Origin of the sequence: Kosakonia sp. WA-90, assembly GCF_039871955.1 — a bacterium.
Classification (GTDB): Bacteria; Pseudomonadota; Gammaproteobacteria; order Enterobacterales; family Enterobacteriaceae; genus Kosakonia; species Kosakonia oryzendophytica.
Map to the genome: position 1 here is coordinate 339,448 of NZ_JBDPLJ010000001.1, position 19,630 is coordinate 359,077.

The window sequence follows — 19,630 nt, forward strand, 5'->3', positions numbered from 1 at the left end:
GTCATTACATCTGCTGCGAAATGACCGAATCCATCACCGTGGTTTGCCAGTCAAACCACGGATTCCAGGTCAGCCGGGCATGAATTTTATCCGGCTCGACCAACCCCCAATCGGAATACCACACTTCTTCTCCCGCCAGGCAACGTCTGGCTACGGCTTCCGGCTGCCCGTTCGCGCACAATACCACGCTGCCTTTGCGCCCATAGAGCGGGTTTTGCGGTGAGAAGAGGACCGACATATGGGAAAACTGGCTGATGCGATCTTGCGGCAGGACATCGGTTTTCACCAGGATTCGCGGCGCTTTTACCACGCCTACCGGCGGTGTACCGTACCAAATGACCCGGCTCGCGGGGTGGGTAAAACTGCGGTCAAAATGCTCAAGGATCCAACGGGTATTCAGCACCGAATCGTGCTCAGCCAGCACCAGTAGCGCGGGTTTGTCCCAGGCCTTTTGCGCCAGCCAGTCCTGCGCACGGGCCGCTGTCCACCAGAACTGCGCAAAGCCATTCGTCGGAACGCGTAAATAGCGCGTGGCGATCTGCTGGGGAAAAAGGGTGCCTGGCGGGCGTAGCCAGTCGCGAAACAGCGCGACCGTCGGCGCAAGGAAATCATAGCCAGTACTGGACTTGAAGGCCGGAGAGAATAAGAGTAGCCCCTGCACGCTGTCATGATGCGTCATGGCATAATCCAGTGCCAGATTACCACCGGTTGAAAACCCACCGACCCACAGCGAATCCACCTCTTTTGCGAGAATATCCGCCTGCTCTTGCACCACTTCGCGCCACTGATCGGCGCTGACACTCAACAGATCGGCAGGCCGCGTACCGTGCCCTGGCAGCAACACCGTGCGCACCAGAAAACCCTGTTTCGCCAGTTGCGGTGCAATATCCACAAACGAGGCGGGGCCATCGCCCAGTCCGTGGATCAGCAAAATGCCCTTGCGCGCGGGTGACGCAGGGCGCCACTCCTGCGGCGTGTTTAACTGCAATTCGGCATTTTTATCCAGCGTCTGAAAAGCGCGGTGTGCGGCAACAAACGCACGGGTTTGCTGCTGATAGCTGGTAAAGCTTTTTTGCCCGAGCGGTGCCTCAACGACCGCTCGCTGTTGGCAGCCTACCAGCAGCAGACTGAGCGCAATCATGGCAAACCCGATACGCGTTCCCATTATGCCCCTGCATGAAAGGTGGTGATAATTTCCAGCACCCCGTTAATGATAAATTGCACGCCCATACAGACCAGCAAAAAACCCATCAGCCGGGAGATAGCCTCAATGCCGCCCTTTCCCACCAGCCGCATAATCGCGCCGGAGCTACGCAAGCTTGCCCACAGGATAACGGCCACAATGGCAAAAACAAGCGGCGGCGCAACGGTGATAATCCACGCAGGGAACGCTGTGCCGTGGCGGATCGTCGACGCAGAGCTGATGATCATCGCAATGGTGCCTGGCCCGGCGGTACTGGGCATCGCCAGCGGCACAAAGGCGATATTGGCGCCAGGCTCATCTTGCAGCTCTTCAGATTTGGTTTTGGCTTCCGGCGACTCGTGCGGCTTTTGCTGCGGAAATAGCATGCGAAAACCAATAAAGGCAACAATCAACCCACCGGCGATGCGTAATCCCGGGATCGAAATGCCGAAGGTGCTCATCACCAGCTGCCCGGCGTAATACGCCACCATCATAATGATGAACACATAGACCGATGCCATCAGCGCCTGCTGGTTGCGTTGAGCGCTGTTCATATTCCCCGCCAGCCCTAAAAACAGCGCGACGGTGGTTAGCGGGTTTGCCAGCGGCAACAATACCACCAGCCCGAGGCCAATCACTTTCACTAATTCCAGCATAATGCGCATCACTCCTTGAGGGGGTCAAAACGTTCGCAGTATAGCCTTAACGCGACGGCGAAAGCAGGGTTTGCGGATGGTCACAGCACGAAAAAATAAAGCTATTAGATTGTTTACGCTGGTAATTTTTTTACATCCTCCCGTGTTTTAGCAAATAGTGGCATCGGTCAACTCATTCGGTTGACTTATATTTGCCTGAGCAATAATATCTGCCGTGACTAATCTACTTGCCGGGGCAACCATTGTGAAAAGTACGAATGATCTATTTAACGACATCATTCCTCTTGGCCGTTTGATCCACATGGTTAACCAAAAAAAAGATCGTTTACTGAACGACTATCTGTCGCCGCTGGATGTGACAGCCACCCAATTTAAGGTGCTCTGTTCTATCCGCTGCCAGGTGTGCATTACCCCGGTGGAACTAAAAAAAGTGCTTTCTGTCGATCTCGGCGCCCTGACTCGCATGCTGGACAGACTGGTGTGTAAAGGCTGGATCGAACGTAACCCGAATCCACATGACAAGCGCGGCGTGTTGGTGCAGTTAACGGCCGACGGCGCAGCATTATGTGAGCAATGTCATCAATTGGTAGGGCAAAACCTGCATCAGGAATTAACAAAAAACTTAACGGCAGAAGAAGTGGCAACACTTGAGCATTTGCTTAAGAAAATATTGCCGTAAAACAAAGAGGTATGACGATGTCCAGACGCAATACTGACGCTATTACCATTCATAGCATTTTGGACTGGATCGAGGATAACCTGGAATCACCGCTGTCACTGGAAAAAGTGTCAGAGCGTTCCGGTTACTCCAAGTGGCACCTGCAACGGATGTTTAAAAAAGAGACTGGTCATTCGCTGGGCCAATACATTCGCAGCCGCAAGCTGACGGAAATTGCGCAAAAGCTCAAGGAGAGCAACGAACCGATCCTGTATCTGGCAGAGCGTTATGGGTTTGAATCGCAACAAACCCTGACCCGCACGTTTAAGAACTATTTCGACGTGCCGCCGCATAAATTCCGTGTCACGGATATGCCCGGAGAATCCCGGTATCTCCTGCCACTCAATCACTGTAGTTGCTAATCGCCTGTTTTAAAGACGTATCGAGGAAAGTATGAAACGTATCGCCTGTGCCGCCGTCACCCTGCTGGTGTTGGTTTCCGGCCAGAGTTATGCGGAGCAATTTAATCATCCCGCGCAGCAGAACGCGCGCGACACGATGATTTTACCCGCCGCTGCCCAACAAACCTCGCCGTATGATTTTAACCATATGGGCGCGGGGAGCGACAAATCCGACGAATTAGGCGTGCCGTATTACAATCAGCGCGGCTAACCGTTTTGCCCCGCACACTGCGGGGCTTTTTCTCGCTTATCCTGCCTGCACCGCACGACGTAAACGAAAACCAAACACATTGATATAGAGCCCTGCCATCACCAATAATGCTCCGAGCAGTTGCCATACCGACAACGTTTCGCCCAGCAGCAACGCCGCGCTCGCCATCCCCACCACCGGCACCAGCAAAGACAGCGGCGCCACACGCCAGGTTTCATAGCGTCCCAACAGGGATCCCCAAATACCGTAACCGATAATGGTGGCGACAAACGCCAGATAGACCAGCGACAACAGCGTTGTCACATCAATACTCACCAGGCTTTGCAGGATAGCAGCCGGACCGTCGACGACGAGCGACGCCAGCATAAACGGAACAATCGGGATCAGTGCACTCCACACCACCAGCGACATCACCGCGGGCCGGGATGTGTGCTGCATAATTTTTTTATTGAAGATATTGCCGCAGGCCCAGCTAAATGCCCCGGCCAGGGTGAGGATGAAACCGACCATCGGCACATGCTGCCCGGTGAGGCTTGACTCAATCAGCACCAGCACACCGAGAATAGCCAGCGTTATCCCGACCAGCTGTTTCGCCTGTAAGCGTTCGCCAAACACGCCCGCGCCAAGGACGATGGTAAAAAATGCCTGCGCCTGTAGCACCAGCGAAGCCAGACCGGCGGGCATACCAAACTTGATGGCGCAAAACAGAAAAGCAAATTGCCCAAAGCTGATGGTCAGTCCATACCCCAACAGTAAAGAGAGTGGGATTTTGGGACGCGCCACAAACAACAGCGCCGGAAACGCCACCAGTACAAAGCGCAAACCTGCCAGCATTAATGGCGGCATAGCGTGCAGACCGACTTTTATGACCACAAAGTTAAGCCCCCACGCCACCACTACCAACATCGCCAGCAGGACATCTTTACGCGCCATTCTTCGCCCCTGTGTAGTTTAAAATTTTGTAAAAAATTTACGTTAACGCAAAAAAATGTACAGCGACAGATCATTAAATCAGGTAGGTCAGTTAAGGCATTTCGCGACAAACATGCGGGTGTACTTCGCACTTTATGCATGTTATTGCTGTATACATCACAAAAAAATATAACAACACGCATGTCGGATAAGCCAATGATCTCAACGCAAACACGCTCTACCGCCGCTTTGCTGGCCTCATCGCTGTTACTCACCATCGGGCGCGGCGCGACGCTGCCCTTTATGACCATTTACCTCAATCGCCAGTATGGCATGGCGGTCGATCAGGTTGGTTACGCCATGACGCTTGCGCTGACCATTGGCGTGGTCTTTAGCCTCGGTTTCGGCATGCTGGCGGATAAGTTCGATAAAAAGCGCTATATGTTGCTCGCGATTACCGCGTTTATCGTCGGTTTCGCCGCCATTCCGCTGGTCGATCATGCAGGACTGGTGGTGCTGTTTTTTGCCCTGATTAACTGCGCATACTCGGTGTTTTCCACCGTACTGAAAGCCTATTTTGCCGATACGCTTACCCCGACAGCGAAGGCGAAGATCTTCTCGCTAAACTACACCGTGCTGAATATTGGCTGGACCGTCGGCCCCCCGCTCGGCACCCTATTGGTGATGCAGAGCATCAATCTGCCGTTCTGGCTGGCGGCAGTGTGCGCCGCGTTCCCGCTGGTGTTTATTCAGTTCTATGTCAGGCGTGTGGCCCAAGGCGCAGGCACAGACGGCCCGGCAGTCTGGCAACCCTCAGTATTACTGAAAGACAAAGCGCTCGGCTGGTTCACGCTGTCGAACTTCCTCGCCTCGTTTGTTGCCGGTTCTTTCGCTTCCTGCCTCTCCCAGTATGTTATGGCCGTGGCAAGCAGTGATTTCGCTGAGCGTGTGGTCGCCGTGGTGCTGCCGGTTAATGCCGCCGTGGTGGTCACGCTTCAATATGCCGTAGGGCGAAAACTCAACGCCGCTAACCTGCGCCCGCTGATGGCGACCGGTACGGTATGTTTTATGATAGGTCTGCTCGGCTTTATGTTGTCCGGCAACAATCTGTGGCTGTGGGGGCTTTCCGCCGCCGTTTTCACGCTGGGTGAGGTGATCTACGCGCCAGGCGAATACCTGCTGATCGACAACATTGCGCCAGCGGGAATGAAAGCCACCTACTTCTCGGCTCAGGCGCTGGGCTGGCTCGGTGCGGCAATGAATCCCTTAATCACCGGCATTATTTTGACCACGTTACCCGCCTGGTCACTGTTTATTATTTTAATAATCACCATTGTGCTGGCCTGGCTGATGATGATACGGGGGATGCAAATCCGCCCGTGGGGCGTTGTGCAGACGCAATAAAAAAACCGGCGCGTTACGCGCCGGTGTCCCACGCTTACCACACCTGTTCGGCAATCTGCGTCACCAGCCGAACCTTGTCCCACTGTTGTGCTGGCGTCAGGGTATTGCCCTCTTCCGTTGAGGCAAAACCGCACTGCGGGCTGAGGCAAATCTGGTTGATGTCGACAAATTTCGCTGCTTCCTGAATACGCTCCTTGATACCCTCCGGGTTTTCCAGCTCGCCATTCTTGGTGGTGATCAGGCCCAGCACCACTTGCTGTTTGCCGGGGCGGACAAAACGCAGCGGTGCAAAATCGCCGGAGCGGTCATTGTCATATTCGAGAAAGAAGGCATCAACATTGACGCTGCCAAATAGCACTTCCGCTACCGGCTCATAGCCCCCTTCCGAAATCCAGGTGGAGCGGAAGTTACCACGACAAACATGCAGCCCGACGGTTAAATCCTCCGGCTTGCCTTCCAGTGCCTGGTTAATCACCCGGGCGTAAATGCGTGCCAGCGCATCCGGATCGTCGCCACGCTCACGGATTTGTCGACGCTGATCGTCAGAACACAGATAGGCCCAGACGGTGTCATCCAGTTGCAAATAGCGGCAACCTGCGGCGTAAAACGCGTGGATCGCGTCGCGCCAGGTGGTCGCCAGGTCATCAAAATAGGCATCCAGATGCGGATAGACTGTCGCGTCGATATCTTTACGTCCGCCGCGGAAGTGCAGCACGCTCGGGCTGGGAATGGTCATCTTCGGCTGGGCATTGCCGCTGATGCTTTTCAGATAACGAAAATCCGCCAGCATCGGGTGATTGCCGAAACGCAGTTTGTCGATCACCCGTACGCCGTGCGCTTTGGTTTGCACGCCATTAAATTGAATACCTTTATCAGCGTCATAGCGCTCCACACCTTCCAGACCGTCGAAGAAGTCAAAATGCCACCATGCACGGCGAAACTCACCGTCGGTCACCACATGCAGACCGCAGGCGCACTGTTGCTCAACAACCTGACGAATGGCTTCATCTTCCACACTGCGCAACTGCTGTGCGGTGATGTCACCCTGAGCAAACTGCTGACGCGCCTGTTTAATGGCGTCCGGACGTAAAAAACTGCCGACTACGTCAGCGCGGAATGGGGCCTGATGTCGCTGCATACTGCTTCTCCTCGTGCGCCTGGGCAGATGGTTACCCGGCGTGATAATTCATTATTTGAATTTTTAGCCTTCTGGACGGCTAAATGTCCAAATAAAATGTCACACCGGGCCGCTGACCGCAAACGAGAAAAATTCACGGGCCATGAATAAATTTCAACTTGAGTGCACGAAGATGAAACTCTCATGCTTAGCTCGCATCAGGGCCTTACCCGTGGGCAAAAGTATAGCCTTCATCTTCCCAGCCGGTGATCCCACCGAGCATAATTTTCACCGCCAGCCCCATCCGCGCCAGTTTCAGCGCCGCGCGATCGGCACCGTTGCAGTGCGGCCCGGCGCAATAGACAACAAACAATGTGTCTGCTGGCCACTGTGCCATACGCTCCGGAGTCATCTGGCTGTGCGGTAAATGCAGCGCGCCGGGGAGATGGCGACGGGCAAACGTTTCAGGGCTACCCACTACGTGTAACAACACAAAATCCTGATCCTGCTGGCTGATGGCATGGTGCACATCCGCACAATCGGTTTCTACGCTCAGGCGGTGCATAAAGTGGCTGGCGGCTTCTTCCGGCGAAGCGGCGGGAATATCGGTCACATAGCTCATAGTGCTTTCTCCGTGTTTGTGTTAACACTACTCTAACCAAAACAATACAATCTCACTGCCCGTCTCTATGCCAGATAACACCAGGATAATGACAACTTTACGACGTACTGCATCGCGCCATCGCGTTATTGCCCTCGCCTACGATGGCCTGTGCACATTTGAGTTTGGCGTGGCCGTGGAGATTTTTGGTCTGCCACGCCCGGAGATGGGCGATAGCTGGTACAGCTTTGCGGTGGCGGCCATAGAAGAAGGTGAGCTTCGCGCCACGGGCGGTATTCGCGTCCTGACGGAGGGGGGGCTGGCGCTGCTCGCCACTGCTGACACGATTGTGGTTCCCGGCTGGCGCGGCGCGCAAATGCCGGTTCCTGAGACATTGTGCGCTGCCTTGCGGACAGCCAGCCTGCGGGGTTGCCGCATCATCTCAATCTGTTCCGGTGTCTTTGTGCTGGCGGCTGCCGGCCTGTTGAACGGGCGTAAAGCGACCACCCACTGGCGCTACACGCCGCTGCTGCGTGAGCACTATCCGGCAATAGATGTGCTGGAAGATGCGCTCTATTACGATGAGGGAAACGTGATGACGTCTGCCGGTAGCGCGGCAGGTATCGACCTGTGTCTGCACGTGGTGCGACAAGACTTTGGTATCGAAATAGCCAATCTTGTCGCACAGCGCCTTGTGGTACAGCCGCACCGCGATGGTTCGCAAACGCAGCACCTCACCCGCCCGGTAGCCCGAACCCGGGAGAGTAAGCAACTGGGGCAGTTGTTCGATTTTCTCCACCAACAGCTGGCACAGCCACATACGGTTACCTCGCTGGCACAGCGCACAGGCATGAGCCCACGTACCTTTTTACGCCGTTTTCAGGAGTCTACCGGAACCACGCCACAGCGCTGGATTTTACAGGAACGGCTCCTGCGCGCACAGGAGTTGCTGGTCACGTCGCGGATGAGTATTGATCTTATCGCCGGGCATAGTGGATTTGGCAATGCCGCATCATTACGTCACCATTTTCACCAACAGCACGGTATTTCCCCGGCGATGTATCGGAAGAAATTTACGCTTCCCACGAAATAATTCACACTATTCAGCTTTTATTTAGATTTACCCGGTTAATATATCTCCATCGCGGCAAATTAAGGTAAGAGAGGTCAGTTCGTACATTAGATGGAGGTTTAACATGATGGGAAATATGCACGTATTTATCGCAGTACTGGGAATTGTATTGTTTTCTGGTTTTCTGGCTGCTTATTTTAGCCATAAATGGGATGACTGATGAACGACGATAATCCCCCACCGCGACGGCCCTTTACGCAAAACGTAAAGGGCCGTTTCTTTTTCTGGCTGATGAACAAAAAAAAACCGCCAGATAACGGCGGTCAATGCTTGCATGGATAGTTTTATGTTTTGCTTTATACGCTAACTCAAACGATCTGGTTAACGGATCGTACATAATTTAACATCGCCATCCTCAACGGTATCTAAACGGAAAAAACCACATCGCGCTTACTGCGTGAGGGTTGTGGGCGGAATATTTCCGTCAGCGAAACGTTTTACTGTTGAAATCACTGACGATATATCTTTCAGAATGAACTTATTGTGTTAACTTCAGCTTTCCATTCAACAGGCCGGAGGGGTTATCCCCAATATTAAATTTCAATGCCCGGTTTGCAGCAGTCAAAAATTTTTATTCACGACATTCTGCCCGGGCCGGCATCAGCCTCATGGTGCAATTTGCTCGGTTTGTGGTACGAGACTGACGGCAAAATCCTGTATTCCCGTGCTACGAAGGAAAAGGTGGCCGAAGCAGGTAATAGAGTAAGGGCCTCTTGTTGAGGCCCTTTTATTGACATATTCCGTTACGCGTTTTTGGCTTTGCCTAAAGAAAAACCGCTCACCTTCGCAATATGCACGCGTAATATGGTTCCTTTAACGCTGGTCCACCCCGCATTTCCGGTCATCCATGACGGATCTTTAATATGCAAATAATTAAGTGGAATAACATGGTCATCGTCAACGCGATAATCTTCAGCCAGATCGTCAAAGAACCGGGCGATAGAGTTTGTCACCGATTCATCGCCGGGAACAGAGCGGATCGCTTTGGCGGTAAATAAGGCATACTCCTGCCCGGAAACCAGTTCTCCGGCGACAACCTGACCGTCGACAACCAGCGTGACCACCATTCCCGCACCTAAATTCGCACAGGATACCAGGTGAGATAAGGCGCTGTCCTGCGTACTGATCGTGGGCGTTATTGCCGCGGGCACTTCACGTTGATTTTCCATTTTGATCTCCGCATCTGGTATTGAAAACCGCCCGCAGGCGGTTGTTATGAGTAGAATTGACGGATGGCCTGTTCAGTTTCCTGCGAAGTGACCAGGTCAGAGAATCGGGCGACAAGAAATGTTTCGCCATCAAGATCCCAGGATTCAATGGGAATTTCGAGAAACGAGCTCTGCTCATTTTTGAACGTAACCGATTTTGCATTATCTTCCACGGTTACGTTTTCAACCTTACCACCGGCGCGAATTACCACTACATTTTTGGTCATGTCGGTTACCTCAGTTGCTCAAATAGCATTCGACATTAACACAGACATTCCAGTAATGCCTGCGTGATGCCACAGAATGTTAAGCTCCAAAATCGGGTCTTTTAATTTGACTTAATGAGGCGGGTAATGCCACGGGTCGAAATGTGAGGCAGCACACACTTTAACAATTGAGTGTGCCGCCAAAAGCACTTAACGCAGTAAGGAGAGCATGGTTTGTGGCACCTGGTTGGCCTGCGCCAGCACCGAGCTTCCCGCCTGCTGGAGTAGTTGCGCGCGCGACATGTTCGATACCTCCGTACCATAGTCCGAATCCAGGATCCGGCTGCGAGCCGAGGAGAGATTATTCGCGGCATTGCTTAAATTGCTGATCACCGATTCAAAACGGTTCTGGTAAGCACCCAGTGCGCTACGCTGCGTATCGACCGCTTTAATCGCATCATCGATGGCCGCCAGCGGGCTGCCGCTCGTCATGCCGCCGGAGGTCACAAGACCGTGAAGAACATCAAAGCCTTGCGACATCGTGCTACGCGCGCTGCCATTGATAAAATCCCCGGACACGTCGCGAATCGCACCTGAATTGGCGTAGAGGTTGTAGCTGTCGCTGCTGCTCATGCTGATGGCGATTTCCTCACCGTCCTCCGTGCCCACATGGAAGCCATAGCGGAACGTTCCGGAACTGGTGTTCAGCACTTTGATGCCGTTGAAATCCGTTTGCGTGGTCACACGGTTAATCTCTTCCATGCGTTCGTTCACTTCCGCCTGGATTGAGTCGATATCCGAGGCGGAATTTGAGCTGTTTTGCGCCTGGACGGTCAAATCCCGGATACGTTGCAGGTTGTTGTTGATTTCACTCAGTGCGCCTTCCGCCGTTTGCGCCAGTGAAATGGCGTCGTTGGCATTACGCGCAGCAACACCCATGCCGTTGATATTAGAAGTAAAACGGTTGGCAATAGCCTGACCCGCAGCATCATCTTTCGCGCTGTTGATGCGGACCCCGGAAGATAAGCGTTCAATCGACGACCCCAACGCCGTCTGCGATTTACTGAGATTGTTTTGGTTAATCAGTGAGAGTGTATTGGTGTTAATGACGGCCATAAGCGAATCCTGCGCTGAATTTTTATAATCTTTCCTGCCGATATGAACCGGTGTTCCGGTTATGTATCGACAAATTATTTCAGGGCTTTAAGGATTTTCTTAGGAAGCTTTACGGCGACAGCCAGAGACCCGACGACAAAACAGATCTCTGGCTGTACAGATTACGGTGATGCCGGGTGCCTCCCGGTGAGTCTGCTCCAGTCCGCAAACTCGCCTTATCCCAAAAAGGTACGACTGGTAGCCCCTCCGCGCAGGGGGATTCATCACCACGCCTAACGGTATTTCCCTTGTGTATGTAAGGTCAATGACCGGGCGGGTTATGTAACTTTTTAAAGTGTATTGCAACCGGAATACGGCCTGTCCATCACACAATATGTGACAGGAAGGGTATTTGACTCCCTGTACGCCACAGCGCGGAAGGTCAGAAAACCTACCTGATTTTGCCTTGATTCTCATTCTTGTTTGGAAGACCACTCGCCCGCTTAAGTTTTTTCTTAAAATCAAATTTTTATTACATTGTTAACGGATTGCGCATGAATATTGATACGGATAGCGATTGTTTAGGCTTCGATCCTAACCATCCTCTGGCGAATAAATTTGATGTTTTGGTTTATCGGGATGGACTTTTCAGCACATTGCCTAAAAATTTCTTCCAGAACTGGCTGGATGATACGTCGCAAATTGGCACGATGCATATCGGTAAGTGCTCCGGTTTTGGCGTTGACTCCTTAGTGAAATATGACAGTGATGCGCAAGCATTGCATGTTGGCCGCTTTGTTTCCGGTGGTTTGCGGTTAAAATTCATCCTGAATGGTCAACACGAAACCCGCGCCATGTCGACGTCGATCCTGTCGTTTATTCATCCTGAACTGAAAAGCCCGACGCTGCCGCAATACGGACATTCAGTTATCAAGAATGATATCTGGATCGGTGACGAAGTGATGATGTTAGGCGGCGGCACGATTGAGAATGGCTGTATTATTGGCGCGCGTTCCCTTCTCCCGCCGAATTTCACATCAGAGCCCTATGGGATTTATGTCGGTAGCCCGGCACGGCTGGTGCGTTTTCGTTTTACGGACAAAGTGATTGAATCCTTACTGGAACTCGCCTGGTGGGACGCCCCGGATTTGGCGAACTGGTTAAAACGGGTTAACCGCTATTTTCTCGTGGATTTTACGCAGGACGAGAGCAAAACGCTGGATTTACTGGCCGAAGTGAAAGCCCATAAAGCGACGTGGGGTAAAAAAATGGCGCTGGCCGTCTGAGGCTGGGGCACACGCAAATAAAAACCGGGCTCAACGCCCGGCCTCGGCATTATTCACTCAATCCACGGTTTTTCAGCATCGGTTCAATTTGCGGATCATGGCCGCGCCAGTTACGATAAAGTTCAGCTAAATCAGTGCTATTCCCGCGCGATAAAATCGCTTCGCGGAATTTTTGCCCGTTCTCACGGGTTAATCCCCCCTGCTCAACGAACCATTGATACCCATCATCAGCCAGCATTTGCGTCCACAGGTAGGCGTAATAACCCGCGGCATAACCGCCACCAAAAATATGGGCAAAATAGCTGCTGCGATAGCGCGGCGGCACGGCGGCCAGATCAAGCTGCTCGCGTTGGAGCGCCTGCTGTTCGAAGCTCTCCACGTCATTCACAGCCGTACCGTTCGCCAGACTGTGCCAGTTCATATCCAGCAGTGCAGCGCTCAGAAGTTCGGTCATGTCGTAGCCTTTGTTAAACTGTGTAGCGCGCAGCATCTTCTCGCGCAGCGCGTCCGGCATCGGATCTCCGCTCTTGTAGTGCCGCGCATAGCGACTGAACACCTGAGGCTGGCTGGCCCAGTGCTCATTAATCTGCGAGGGGAACTCAACAAAATCACGCGGTGTATTGGTACCGGAAAGGCTGGCGTAGCGCTGTCGGGCAAACAGACCGTGCAGCGTGTGACCAAATTCATGGAACAGGGTGATGACATCATCCCAGGAGAGCAGCGCGGTCTGCCCGGCGGCGGGTTTTTGATAATTACAAACATTGTAAATCACCGGCTTCGTGCCCAGCAGGGTCGACTGTTCAACGAAGTTCCCCATCCATGCGCCACCGCTTTTTGAATCGCGTGCGAAGAAATCCCCGTAGAACAGCGCCAGCCCTTGCCCGTCGGCGTCGAAAATCTCCCATACGCGCACATCCGGGTGGTAAACCGGAATATCAAAACGTTCAACCAGACGGATGCCGAACAGTTCACTGGCGGCCCAAAACACACCTTCGGTGAGCACGGTATTGAGCGCAAAATAGGGTGCGATTTGCGACTCATCTAAATCGTATTTCGCCAGCCGTACCTGTTCAGCATAAAACGCCCAGTCCCAGGGTTGTGCGCGAAATCCCCCTTGCTGTGCAACAATCACCTGTTGAATATCCGCCAGTTCGCGTTCGGCACGCGCCCGGGCAGCGGGGGCAATATTGCGCATAAAGGTCAGTGCGGCCTGCGGTGTACCCGCCATCTGATCAGCGATTTTCCAGCTGGCGAAGTCAGCGAAACCGAGCAATGCCGCCTGCTGCGCGCGTAATTGCACCAACCGCAACACCAGTGCCCGGGTGTCATTAGCATCACCGTGCTCTGTCCGTAGCCAACCCGCCATAAACAGATTTTCACGGGTTTGCCGATCGCGCAACGCTGCCAGCGCGGGTTGTTGTGTGGTGTTCAACAGCGCCAGCAACCAACGGTTTTCAAGGCCTTTTGCCGACGCAGCTTCAGCCGCCGCCGCAATCGCCTCTTCGCTCAGCCCTTCGAGCTGGCGCACGTCGTCCACCACCAGTCCGCCTGCTTTATCCGCTGCCAGCAAGCGTTGATTAAACTGACTGGTAAGCGTGGCGGCTTCGGTATTCAGCGCTTTGAGAGTCACTTTATCGTCAGCACTTAAGGTCGCCCCTGCCAGCACAAAGCGTTGATACGTTGTCTCAACCAGTCGCAATGACTCCGCATCGAGCGCGAGGGCATCACGCTGCTGCCAGACGGTTTCTACCCGCGCAAACAATGCGTCATCAAGATAGATATCGTTCGCCAGCTCCGCCAGTTCGGCAGAAAATGCCTCATCCAGTTGTTGCAAAAACGCATTGGTATGCGCAGAGGTCATGGCGAAAAAGACGCTGGTTACCTGATTTAACAATTGCCCGCTGCGCTCCAGCGCCAGCACGGTATTATCAAAATCCGCCGCAGCCGGGTTACCCGCAATGGCGGCGATTTCGCTGCGCTTTTGTTGCAGGCCTTGATCAAAGGCCGGACGGTAATGTTCCTGCTGAATCATGTCGAACTGCGGTGCCTGGTAAGGCAACGGACTGGCGGCAAAGAAAGGATTAGTAACCGACATATTTCGCTCCTGAATTCGGTAAGTCTCCTCAGAGTAGGCATCCCTCGCGCGCATCGCAATCATTTCTCGTCCTTGCACACAAGCAACGGTTTTTTGCCACACTGTAGGGTAGGACAACTTGCGTTACCGCTCAGCAGCGGCGCATGCTATGGTACAACACCACAAAAAGCGTTGAGGAACAGTGAGATGATTATTCTGGTTACCGGGGCAACGGCAGGTTTTGGCGAAGCTATTGCGCGCCGTTTCATTCAAAACGGCCACAAAGTGATTGCGACAGGGCGCCGCCAGGAACGTTTGCAGGAGCTGAAAGACGAACTGGGCGATAACCTCTACACGGCGCAACTGGATGTGCGCAATCGCGCCGCTATCGAGGCGTTTATTACCGCGTTGCCAGCACCGTGGCGTGAGATTGACGTGCTGGTCAATAACGCCGGTCTGGCGCTGGGTCTGGAGCCTGCGCATAAAGCCAGTGTCGATGACTGGGAAACGATGATCGACACCAATAACAAAGGCCTGGTCTATATGACCCGCGCCGTGCTGCCGGGCATGGTGGAGCGCAATCGCGGCCATGTGATCAACATTGGCTCCACCGCAGGTAGCTGGCCTTACGCGGGAGGCAACGTCTATGGCGCCAGTAAAGCCTTTGTTCGCCAGTTCAGTCTGAACCTGCGTACCGATCTGAGCGGCACAGCCGTGCGCGTTACTAATCTTGAGCCGGGACTGGTTGGCGGTACGGAGTTTTCGAACGTGCGCTTTAAGGGCGATGATGATAAAGCCGGCAAAACCTACGAAAATACCACTGCCTTGACACCGGAAGATGTGACCGAAGCGGTATGGTGGGTAGCGACGCTGCCGAAACACGTCAATATCAATACGCTGGAAATGATGCCAGTCAGCCAGACATACGCGGGGCTTAGCGTTCACCGCCAGGGTTAATCCCCTCGCCCGGCCTGCGGGCCGGGTATGGGATGTGGGTAAAATTAATGGTATGGTAGACAGGTTAACCCTTTAAAAAGTAAGAGCGCATGGCTGCCGAAACGGAACTCAATCCTACCCAACCCGTCAATCAACAAATTTACCGCATCCTGCGGCGAGATATTGTGCATTGTCTTATCCCACCAGGCACGCCGCTGTCAGAAAAAGAGGTGTCGGTGCGTTTTGACGTGTCGCGTCAGCCGGTGCGTGAAGCATTTATCAAACTGGCGGAAAACGGCCTGATTCAGATCCGCCCGCAGCGCGGCAGCTATGTCAATAAAATCTCCATGACGCAGGTTCGCAATGGTTGTTTCGTCCGCCAGGCAATTGAGTGCGCCGTTGCACGACGTGCCGCCGCGATGATCAATGACAGCACCGCTTATCTGCTGGAGCAGAACCTGAACCAGCAGCGTGTCGCCATTGAGCGCAAGCAGTTGAATGACTTTTTCGAGCTGGATGACAGCTTCCACCAGAAACTGGCGCAGATTGCGGATTGCCAGCTTGCCTGGGACACCATCGAAAATATCAAAGCCACCATCGACCGCGTGCGTTATATGAGTCTCGATCACGTTTCACCGCCGGAGATGCTGCTGCGTCAACATCTGGATATTTTTGCCGCACTGGAAAAGCGCGACGCCGATGCCGTCGATCGCGCCATGACCCTGCATTTGCAGGAAATCAGTGAGTCGGTAAAAACCATTCGCCAGGAAAATCGCGACTGGTTCAGCGAAGAGTAATTTCCCCTCCTTATCCGCCCTGTCTGGCAAGCACGTCATGCTTTTTGCTCATTAAAAAGTGTGACTTTGATCAAAAACAACACCTCATCGCGTGAGAGGCGTATTGATAGTGAGTCCGTCGCGGGGACATCTTCTGCCCCGGATGATTTTGCGGATATCAACAAGGAGAAACCACCATGATGACTTATGATCGTAACCATAATCCCATCACCACCGGCACCCGCGTCATGATTAATGGCACAGGGCGCACCGGGAAAATTGTCGCTATTCATGCTGAGGGGCTAAGTGCGGCAGCGCTGCGTCGCAGCAAAACGGTGGAAGTGGAAGGTTGTGAAGGCAAATTCGAACCGGTTGAACTGATTCGTCTGGGCATGCACTAAGCACGACGTGGTGAGAATGCCGCCGCGGCGGCATTCTACAGAGAATTACAACGCCGCAGCGTACTGCGCAACCGTCGCTTTTGCTCCTTTCTCCAGCAGTGTCTGATACGCTTTTTGCACCTGCGCAACAAAGGTGGTGTCTTTCGGCAGCTCACGGCCGAAAATCGCATCAATACCCAGTAATGCCCACACGCGCGCTTCACCCTGCGCACTGTTGTTCACGGCGCTCTGGATCACCGCCAGCAGCGGATCGCACACCTCAATGGCCTGCCCCTTTTCATCCACACCGCCCACGTAGCGCATCCAGCCCGCGATGCCTAACGCCAGCAGAGAGAAATCGCGCTGATGAACCCGGTGCCAGCGTACAGAATCGAGCATACGTTGTGGCAGTTTCTGACTACCGTCCATCGCGATTTGCCAGGTGCGATGACGCAGCGCGGTGTTGCTGTAGCGTGCAATCAACAGATCAGCGTAGTGCGCCAGATCAACGCCCTTCACTTTCAGCGTCGGTGCTTGCTCTTTCAGCATGAGCGCGTGTGCGGCTCGGCGATAGTTGTCGTCTTCCATGCACTCATTAATGTGCTGATAGCCCGCCAGGTAACCGAGATAAGCAAGGAACGAGTGGCTGCCGTTGAGCATGCGCAGTTTCATCTCCTCAAACGGGATCACATCCGCCACCAGTTCAGCGCCTGCTTTTTCCCATTCCGGGCGTCCGGCAACAAAGTTATCTTCGATAACCCACTGACGAAATGGTTCACAGGCCACACCCGCCGGGTCGCGCACACCGGTCAGTTGTTCGATTTTATCCAGCGTGTCAGCGGTTACTGCCGGAACAATGCGATCCACCATGGTTGACGGGAACGTGACGTTTGCCTCGATCCAGTCAGCGAGTTCTCCGTTGACAGCGCGGGCATAGGCACAGACGACATTGCGCGTAACATGACCGTTTTCCGGCATATTATCGCAAGACATCACGGTAAAAGGCGGTAACCCAGCGGCTTTGCGGCGCGCCAGTGCTTCGACAATCACCCCGGCAGCGGATTTTGGCTGGTGCGGGTTTTGCAAATCCCCCACGATTAAAGGATGGTCGGTCATCAACTGGCCGGTGGCCGGAGAATGGCAATACCCTTTCTCGGTGATGGTCAGCGACACAATCGCTACTTGCGGTTCGCACATTGCCGCCAGTACGGTTTCCAGGCCGTCCACCTGCGCGTGCAGCGCGCGTTTCGCAACACCGACCACACGCGCCGTCCATGCATCCGCAGACATTTCCGCCACGGTGTACAAATTATCCTGCTGTTTCAGGTCAGCAATCTGCTGCTCGCCGCCAATCAGGTTGACTTCGCAGTAGCCCCAGTCGCTGCCATGTTCCGCGGCGAGGATATCCGCATAGACCGACTGGTGAGCACGGTGAAACGCACCAAAACCCAGATGCACGATCCGCGCCTGCAGTGCGTCGCGGTTATAGTGGGGAAGTGTTGCTTTTGCGTTGAGTAACCGGTTTTCCATAGTTGCGACTCGTTAATAGATGAAACGGAAATCCCGTCAGCATGGCGGCCGGACTGTTTGATGCGACCGGTCGCCTGCTGACTACATAAACTAGAATGGTAGATAAGGTAAAAAAATATCTGTCATTAACGATACCAATTGTGGGTGGCTGAACATTGATTTACGTTAACTTTTGCCTAAGTGGTGTGATACAAAAGCAAAGTTATGTGACAGCATTGTGCTTTAACAACCAGGTTGTAAACCAGAAGATCAGGCGGAAGTCACCCGCGAGGTCCCTGTTTGCTCTACCGTGCCTTTTTCTACCCATAATGCGTCGTAATCGTAACCGGTCAGATCTTCCACAATGCGGCGGGTATCCGTGGTTACCGCATTTTTTGTCCCTCCCGCTTTCAGGCGATCCACCTCTTCAACAAAAATCTTATGCGTCTTTTTATTGAGATTGAACGTGACAGCCTGCCAAAGTGCGAGTAACAGGAGCCCTGCCGTGCCGATAAACATCAACATGGCAATCATGTGAATTGCTTCTGGCGGTTGAACCTGACTTCCTTTTACAAACCCGCCATTCTGCAATAAAAGGCCGACAATAAATGTCGCAATGGCTACCGTCGTTTTACGTGAAAACGTCATTACTGCCGCAAACAAGCCCTCACGACGCTGGCGACTCACCATTTCGTCAATATCAGGAATAAACGGGAACACGTTCCACGGAGTGAACTCCAGAACACAGCGACCAACCTGATACAACCCCGCCAGAATCACCAGTGTGGCGACCGTGTTCAACGCCGGGATGTGATATACAGCGAAGAACCCCCCAAGGCACAACAACATCAATGAGTAGGCAAAAACATAAAGACGCGAAGGACCAAATTTAATAATGCCAATCCCGGCGATCAGCGTTACAGGTAAGCCAACGATGCTCATAGAAAGGAGGCTACCAGCCAATGAAGATGAGACATTCAGACAATACACACAAAAGAAGACAAACACTGTGTTGTAAACATCTTTGCCCGTGAATGACAATAAATAAATGGCAAGGTGTTTTCTGAACGCCCTGATTTTCAGCGTTGAACCATACTCTTTGAACAAGCGTGTAAATGCGCATACTTTTTGCGAAAAAGTCGTATTTCGTGTTTTTGTTTCCAGTTGAGCGAGCATATCCGGGGTCAACTCACGCTCCCAGGTCACTTTCCATGAAATAAACACACAGACCATAAATAACACCGCAAAAATCACACCGTTAATCAAATAGGCGTTCGCATTATGCTCACCAAAATAGCCTATCAAAAGCCCCGGAATAAACGTTGCCAGAAAGGTGCCGGATGCGGATAAAAACATGCGACAAGTCGATAACTTCGTACGCGCATTAAAATCCTTGGTCATTTCCGAGGGCAGCGTTTCCCAGGGGATCAAGACCATTGCGGCAATGATTTCGAATGCGAGATAGACAGACAGATAAAATCCATAACTCATTCCATTCAACCACAACAAGCTATATACCAGCATGAGTGGCGCGCCAAGCAACAAGAAGAAGCGGCGACGACCGAATTTTTTGCCGAAATAATTCTTGTAAAAATGATCGGTAAAGCTGCCCATAAATAAACTTACGATGGCATCCACAATACGAGCAATCGCGACAATGGAAGCGGCTTCTACCGGGGACAAGCCAACAAAAGTCGTATAAAAAAAGAGTAACCATGCACCAATAACGGTAAATGCACCCCCACCCATTATATCCGTCATGCCATACCCGATACTCACCGGTATGGTGATTTTTTTACTTGAAATAGACATGTTCTATCCTCAG

21 protein-coding genes are annotated in these 19,630 nt (G+C 52.9%); 10 read left to right on the plus strand and 11 right to left on the minus strand.

Annotated features, from left to right (window positions below):
- Positions 1 to 4 precede the first annotated feature (4 nt).
- Positions 5 to 1,165: an alpha/beta fold hydrolase gene (locus ABGA49_RS01475; RefSeq protein ID WP_347665025.1), complete on the minus strand. Its 1,161-nt coding sequence runs from the start codon at positions 1,163 to 1,165 to the stop codon at positions 5 to 7.
- Positions 1,165 to 1,839 carry a MarC family NAAT transporter gene (locus ABGA49_RS01480; protein WP_061500014.1) on the minus strand — a complete coding sequence of 225 codons (675 nt, stop codon included), beginning with the start codon at positions 1,837 to 1,839 and terminating at the stop codon, positions 1,165 to 1,167. The genes ABGA49_RS01475 and ABGA49_RS01480 overlap by 1 nt, the downstream gene beginning before the upstream one ends.
- Before the next feature lie 244 nt (positions 1,840 to 2,083).
- Here ABGA49_RS01480 and marR point away from each other — a divergent pair, with 244 nt between their 5' ends.
- Genes marR through marB form a run of 3 tightly spaced genes read left to right on the plus strand, consistent with a single transcriptional unit; the run spans position 2,084 to position 3,169 of the window.
- Positions 2,084 to 2,518 (plus strand): multiple antibiotic resistance transcriptional regulator MarR, encoded by a 435-nt coding sequence (gene marR / locus ABGA49_RS01485; protein WP_061495634.1) that lies wholly within the window; start codon positions 2,084 to 2,086, stop codon positions 2,516 to 2,518.
- 17 nt (positions 2,519 to 2,535) lie between these two features.
- A complete protein-coding gene (marA, locus tag ABGA49_RS01490; RefSeq protein WP_139109669.1) occupies positions 2,536 to 2,919 on the plus strand; it encodes an MDR efflux pump AcrAB transcriptional activator MarA in 384 nt (127 codons plus the stop codon).
- A 31-nt stretch (positions 2,920 to 2,950) separates the two neighbouring features.
- Positions 2,951 to 3,169 (plus strand): multiple antibiotic resistance protein MarB, encoded by a 219-nt coding sequence (gene marB / locus ABGA49_RS01495; protein WP_061495631.1) that lies wholly within the window; start codon positions 2,951 to 2,953, stop codon positions 3,167 to 3,169.
- Positions 3,170 to 3,205: 36 nt separating this feature from the next.
- On the opposite strand, the gene eamA is transcribed toward marB, so the two are convergent.
- A complete protein-coding gene (eamA, locus tag ABGA49_RS01500) occupies positions 3,206 to 4,102 on the minus strand; it encodes an O-acetylserine/cysteine exporter (protein WP_061495629.1) in 897 nt (298 codons plus the stop codon).
- A gap of 195 nt (positions 4,103 to 4,297) precedes the next feature.
- Here eamA and ydeE point away from each other — a divergent pair, with 195 nt between their 5' ends.
- On the plus strand, positions 4,298 to 5,485 hold the full coding sequence (ydeE, locus tag ABGA49_RS01505) for an efflux MFS transporter YdeE (RefSeq protein ID WP_061495627.1): 1,188 nt from the start codon (positions 4,298 to 4,300) through the stop codon (positions 5,483 to 5,485).
- A 34-nt stretch (positions 5,486 to 5,519) separates the two neighbouring features.
- Here ydeE and ABGA49_RS01510 read toward each other — a convergent pair whose 3' ends face one another.
- Both ABGA49_RS01510 and ABGA49_RS01515 read right to left on the minus strand, forming a co-directional pair.
- Positions 5,520 to 6,623: a cobalamin-independent methionine synthase II family protein gene (locus ABGA49_RS01510; RefSeq protein WP_347665026.1), complete on the minus strand. Its 1,104-nt coding sequence runs from the start codon at positions 6,621 to 6,623 to the stop codon at positions 5,520 to 5,522.
- 205 nt (positions 6,624 to 6,828) lie between these two features.
- Entirely contained in the window at positions 6,829 to 7,224 is a 396-nt protein-coding gene (locus tag ABGA49_RS01515; protein ID WP_061495622.1) for a rhodanese-like domain-containing protein, read from the minus strand.
- Between the two features lie 88 nt (positions 7,225 to 7,312).
- Here ABGA49_RS01515 and ftrA point away from each other — a divergent pair, with 88 nt between their 5' ends.
- Positions 7,313 to 8,296, plus strand: coding sequence for a transcriptional regulator FtrA (gene ftrA, locus ABGA49_RS01520; protein WP_347665027.1), 984 nt, complete (start codon positions 7,313 to 7,315; stop codon positions 8,294 to 8,296).
- A 103-nt stretch (positions 8,297 to 8,399) separates the two neighbouring features.
- Positions 8,400 to 8,495, plus strand: coding sequence for a protein MgtS (mgtS, locus tag ABGA49_RS01525; protein ID WP_088237490.1), 96 nt, complete (start codon positions 8,400 to 8,402; stop codon positions 8,493 to 8,495).
- Positions 8,496 to 9,078: 583 nt separating this feature from the next.
- Here mgtS and ABGA49_RS01530 read toward each other — a convergent pair.
- The 3 genes from ABGA49_RS01530 to ABGA49_RS01540 form a co-directional block, all read right to left on the minus strand.
- Positions 9,079 to 9,504: a hypothetical protein gene (locus ABGA49_RS01530; RefSeq protein ID WP_061495618.1), complete on the minus strand. Its 426-nt coding sequence runs from the start codon at positions 9,502 to 9,504 to the stop codon at positions 9,079 to 9,081.
- 44 nt (positions 9,505 to 9,548) lie between these two features.
- The gene (locus ABGA49_RS01535; protein ID WP_061495616.1) at positions 9,549 to 9,770 is read right to left on the minus strand and encodes a hypothetical protein; all 222 of its coding nucleotides are present in this window, start codon (positions 9,768 to 9,770) and stop codon (positions 9,549 to 9,551) included.
- 189 nt (positions 9,771 to 9,959) lie between these two features.
- Positions 9,960 to 10,865: a flagellin gene (locus ABGA49_RS01540; RefSeq protein WP_347665028.1), complete on the minus strand. Its 906-nt coding sequence runs from the start codon at positions 10,863 to 10,865 to the stop codon at positions 9,960 to 9,962.
- A 533-nt stretch (positions 10,866 to 11,398) separates the two neighbouring features.
- Here ABGA49_RS01540 and ABGA49_RS01545 point away from each other — a divergent pair.
- Positions 11,399 to 12,130 carry a hypothetical protein gene (locus tag ABGA49_RS01545; protein ID WP_347665029.1) on the plus strand — a complete coding sequence of 244 codons (732 nt, stop codon included), beginning with the start codon at positions 11,399 to 11,401 and terminating at the stop codon, positions 12,128 to 12,130.
- A gap of 49 nt (positions 12,131 to 12,179) precedes the next feature.
- Here ABGA49_RS01545 and dcp read toward each other — a convergent pair whose 3' ends face one another.
- Positions 12,180 to 14,225: a peptidyl-dipeptidase Dcp gene (gene dcp / locus ABGA49_RS01550; RefSeq protein ID WP_347665030.1), complete on the minus strand. Its 2,046-nt coding sequence runs from the start codon at positions 14,223 to 14,225 to the stop codon at positions 12,180 to 12,182.
- A 186-nt stretch (positions 14,226 to 14,411) separates the two neighbouring features.
- Here dcp and ydfG point away from each other — a divergent pair, with 186 nt between their 5' ends.
- The 3 genes from ydfG (at position 14,412) to ydfZ (ending at position 16,317) form a co-directional block, all read left to right on the plus strand.
- On the plus strand, positions 14,412 to 15,161 hold the full coding sequence (gene ydfG, locus ABGA49_RS01555; RefSeq protein ID WP_061495607.1) for a bifunctional NADP-dependent 3-hydroxy acid dehydrogenase/3-hydroxypropionate dehydrogenase YdfG: 750 nt from the start codon (positions 14,412 to 14,414) through the stop codon (positions 15,159 to 15,161).
- 89 nt (positions 15,162 to 15,250) lie between these two features.
- The gene (locus tag ABGA49_RS01560) at positions 15,251 to 15,937 is read left to right on the plus strand and encodes a GntR family transcriptional regulator (protein ID WP_061495605.1); all 687 of its coding nucleotides are present in this window, start codon (positions 15,251 to 15,253) and stop codon (positions 15,935 to 15,937) included.
- Between the two features lie 176 nt (positions 15,938 to 16,113).
- Positions 16,114 to 16,317, plus strand: a complete 204-nt coding sequence (gene ydfZ, locus ABGA49_RS01565) for a putative selenium delivery protein YdfZ (RefSeq protein ID WP_061495603.1) — start codon at positions 16,114 to 16,116, stop codon at positions 16,315 to 16,317.
- A gap of 45 nt (positions 16,318 to 16,362) precedes the next feature.
- On the opposite strand, the gene ABGA49_RS01570 is transcribed toward ydfZ, so the two are convergent.
- Together ABGA49_RS01570 and ABGA49_RS01575 are read right to left on the minus strand one after the other, a co-directional pair.
- Positions 16,363 to 17,826 carry a mannitol dehydrogenase family protein gene (locus tag ABGA49_RS01570; protein ID WP_347665031.1) on the minus strand — a complete coding sequence of 488 codons (1,464 nt, stop codon included), beginning with the start codon at positions 17,824 to 17,826 and terminating at the stop codon, positions 16,363 to 16,365.
- 249 nt (positions 17,827 to 18,075) lie between these two features.
- Positions 18,076 to 19,617 (minus strand): MFS transporter, encoded by a 1,542-nt coding sequence (locus ABGA49_RS01575; protein WP_347665032.1) that lies wholly within the window; start codon positions 19,615 to 19,617, stop codon positions 18,076 to 18,078.
- Positions 19,618 to 19,630 lie beyond the last annotated feature (13 nt).

Excerpts from the sequence above, each read along its gene's own strand:
- ABGA49_RS01475 (WP_347665025.1), bottom strand. The coding sequence starts at position 1,165 with ATGGGAACGCGTATCGGGTTTGCCATGATTGCGCTCAGTCTGCTGCTG.
- ABGA49_RS01480 (WP_061500014.1), bottom strand. The coding sequence starts at position 1,839 with ATGCTGGAATTAGTGAAAGTGATTGGCCTCGGGCTGGTGGTATTGTTG.
- marA (WP_139109669.1), top strand. The coding sequence starts at position 2,536 with ATGTCCAGACGCAATACTGACGCTATTACCATTCATAGCATTTTGGAC.
- marB (WP_061495631.1), top strand. The coding sequence starts at position 2,951 with ATGAAACGTATCGCCTGTGCCGCCGTCACCCTGCTGGTGTTGGTTTCC.
- eamA (WP_061495629.1), bottom strand. The coding sequence starts at position 4,102 with ATGGCGCGTAAAGATGTCCTGCTGGCGATGTTGGTAGTGGTGGCGTGG.
- ydeE (WP_061495627.1), top strand. The coding sequence starts at position 4,298 with ATGATCTCAACGCAAACACGCTCTACCGCCGCTTTGCTGGCCTCATCG.
- ABGA49_RS01510 (WP_347665026.1), bottom strand. The coding sequence starts at position 6,623 with ATGCAGCGACATCAGGCCCCATTCCGCGCTGACGTAGTCGGCAGTTTT.
- ABGA49_RS01515 (WP_061495622.1), bottom strand. The coding sequence starts at position 7,224 with ATGAGCTATGTGACCGATATTCCCGCCGCTTCGCCGGAAGAAGCCGCC.
- ftrA (WP_347665027.1), top strand. The coding sequence starts at position 7,313 with ATGACAACTTTACGACGTACTGCATCGCGCCATCGCGTTATTGCCCTC.
- mgtS (WP_088237490.1), top strand. The coding sequence starts at position 8,400 with ATGATGGGAAATATGCACGTATTTATCGCAGTACTGGGAATTGTATTG.
- ABGA49_RS01530 (WP_061495618.1), bottom strand. The coding sequence starts at position 9,504 with ATGGAAAATCAACGTGAAGTGCCCGCGGCAATAACGCCCACGATCAGT.
- ABGA49_RS01535 (WP_061495616.1), bottom strand. The coding sequence starts at position 9,770 with ATGACCAAAAATGTAGTGGTAATTCGCGCCGGTGGTAAGGTTGAAAAC.
- ABGA49_RS01540 (WP_347665028.1), bottom strand. The coding sequence starts at position 10,865 with ATGGCCGTCATTAACACCAATACACTCTCACTGATTAACCAAAACAAT.
- ABGA49_RS01545 (WP_347665029.1), top strand. The coding sequence starts at position 11,399 with ATGAATATTGATACGGATAGCGATTGTTTAGGCTTCGATCCTAACCAT.
- dcp (WP_347665030.1), bottom strand. The coding sequence starts at position 14,225 with ATGTCGGTTACTAATCCTTTCTTTGCCGCCAGTCCGTTGCCTTACCAG.
- ydfG (WP_061495607.1), top strand. The coding sequence starts at position 14,412 with ATGATTATTCTGGTTACCGGGGCAACGGCAGGTTTTGGCGAAGCTATT.
- ABGA49_RS01560 (WP_061495605.1), top strand. The coding sequence starts at position 15,251 with ATGGCTGCCGAAACGGAACTCAATCCTACCCAACCCGTCAATCAACAA.
- ydfZ (WP_061495603.1), top strand. The coding sequence starts at position 16,114 with ATGATGACTTATGATCGTAACCATAATCCCATCACCACCGGCACCCGC.
- ABGA49_RS01570 (WP_347665031.1), bottom strand. The coding sequence starts at position 17,826 with ATGGAAAACCGGTTACTCAACGCAAAAGCAACACTTCCCCACTATAAC.
- ABGA49_RS01575 (WP_347665032.1), bottom strand. The coding sequence starts at position 19,617 with ATGTCTATTTCAAGTAAAAAAATCACCATACCGGTGAGTATCGGGTAT.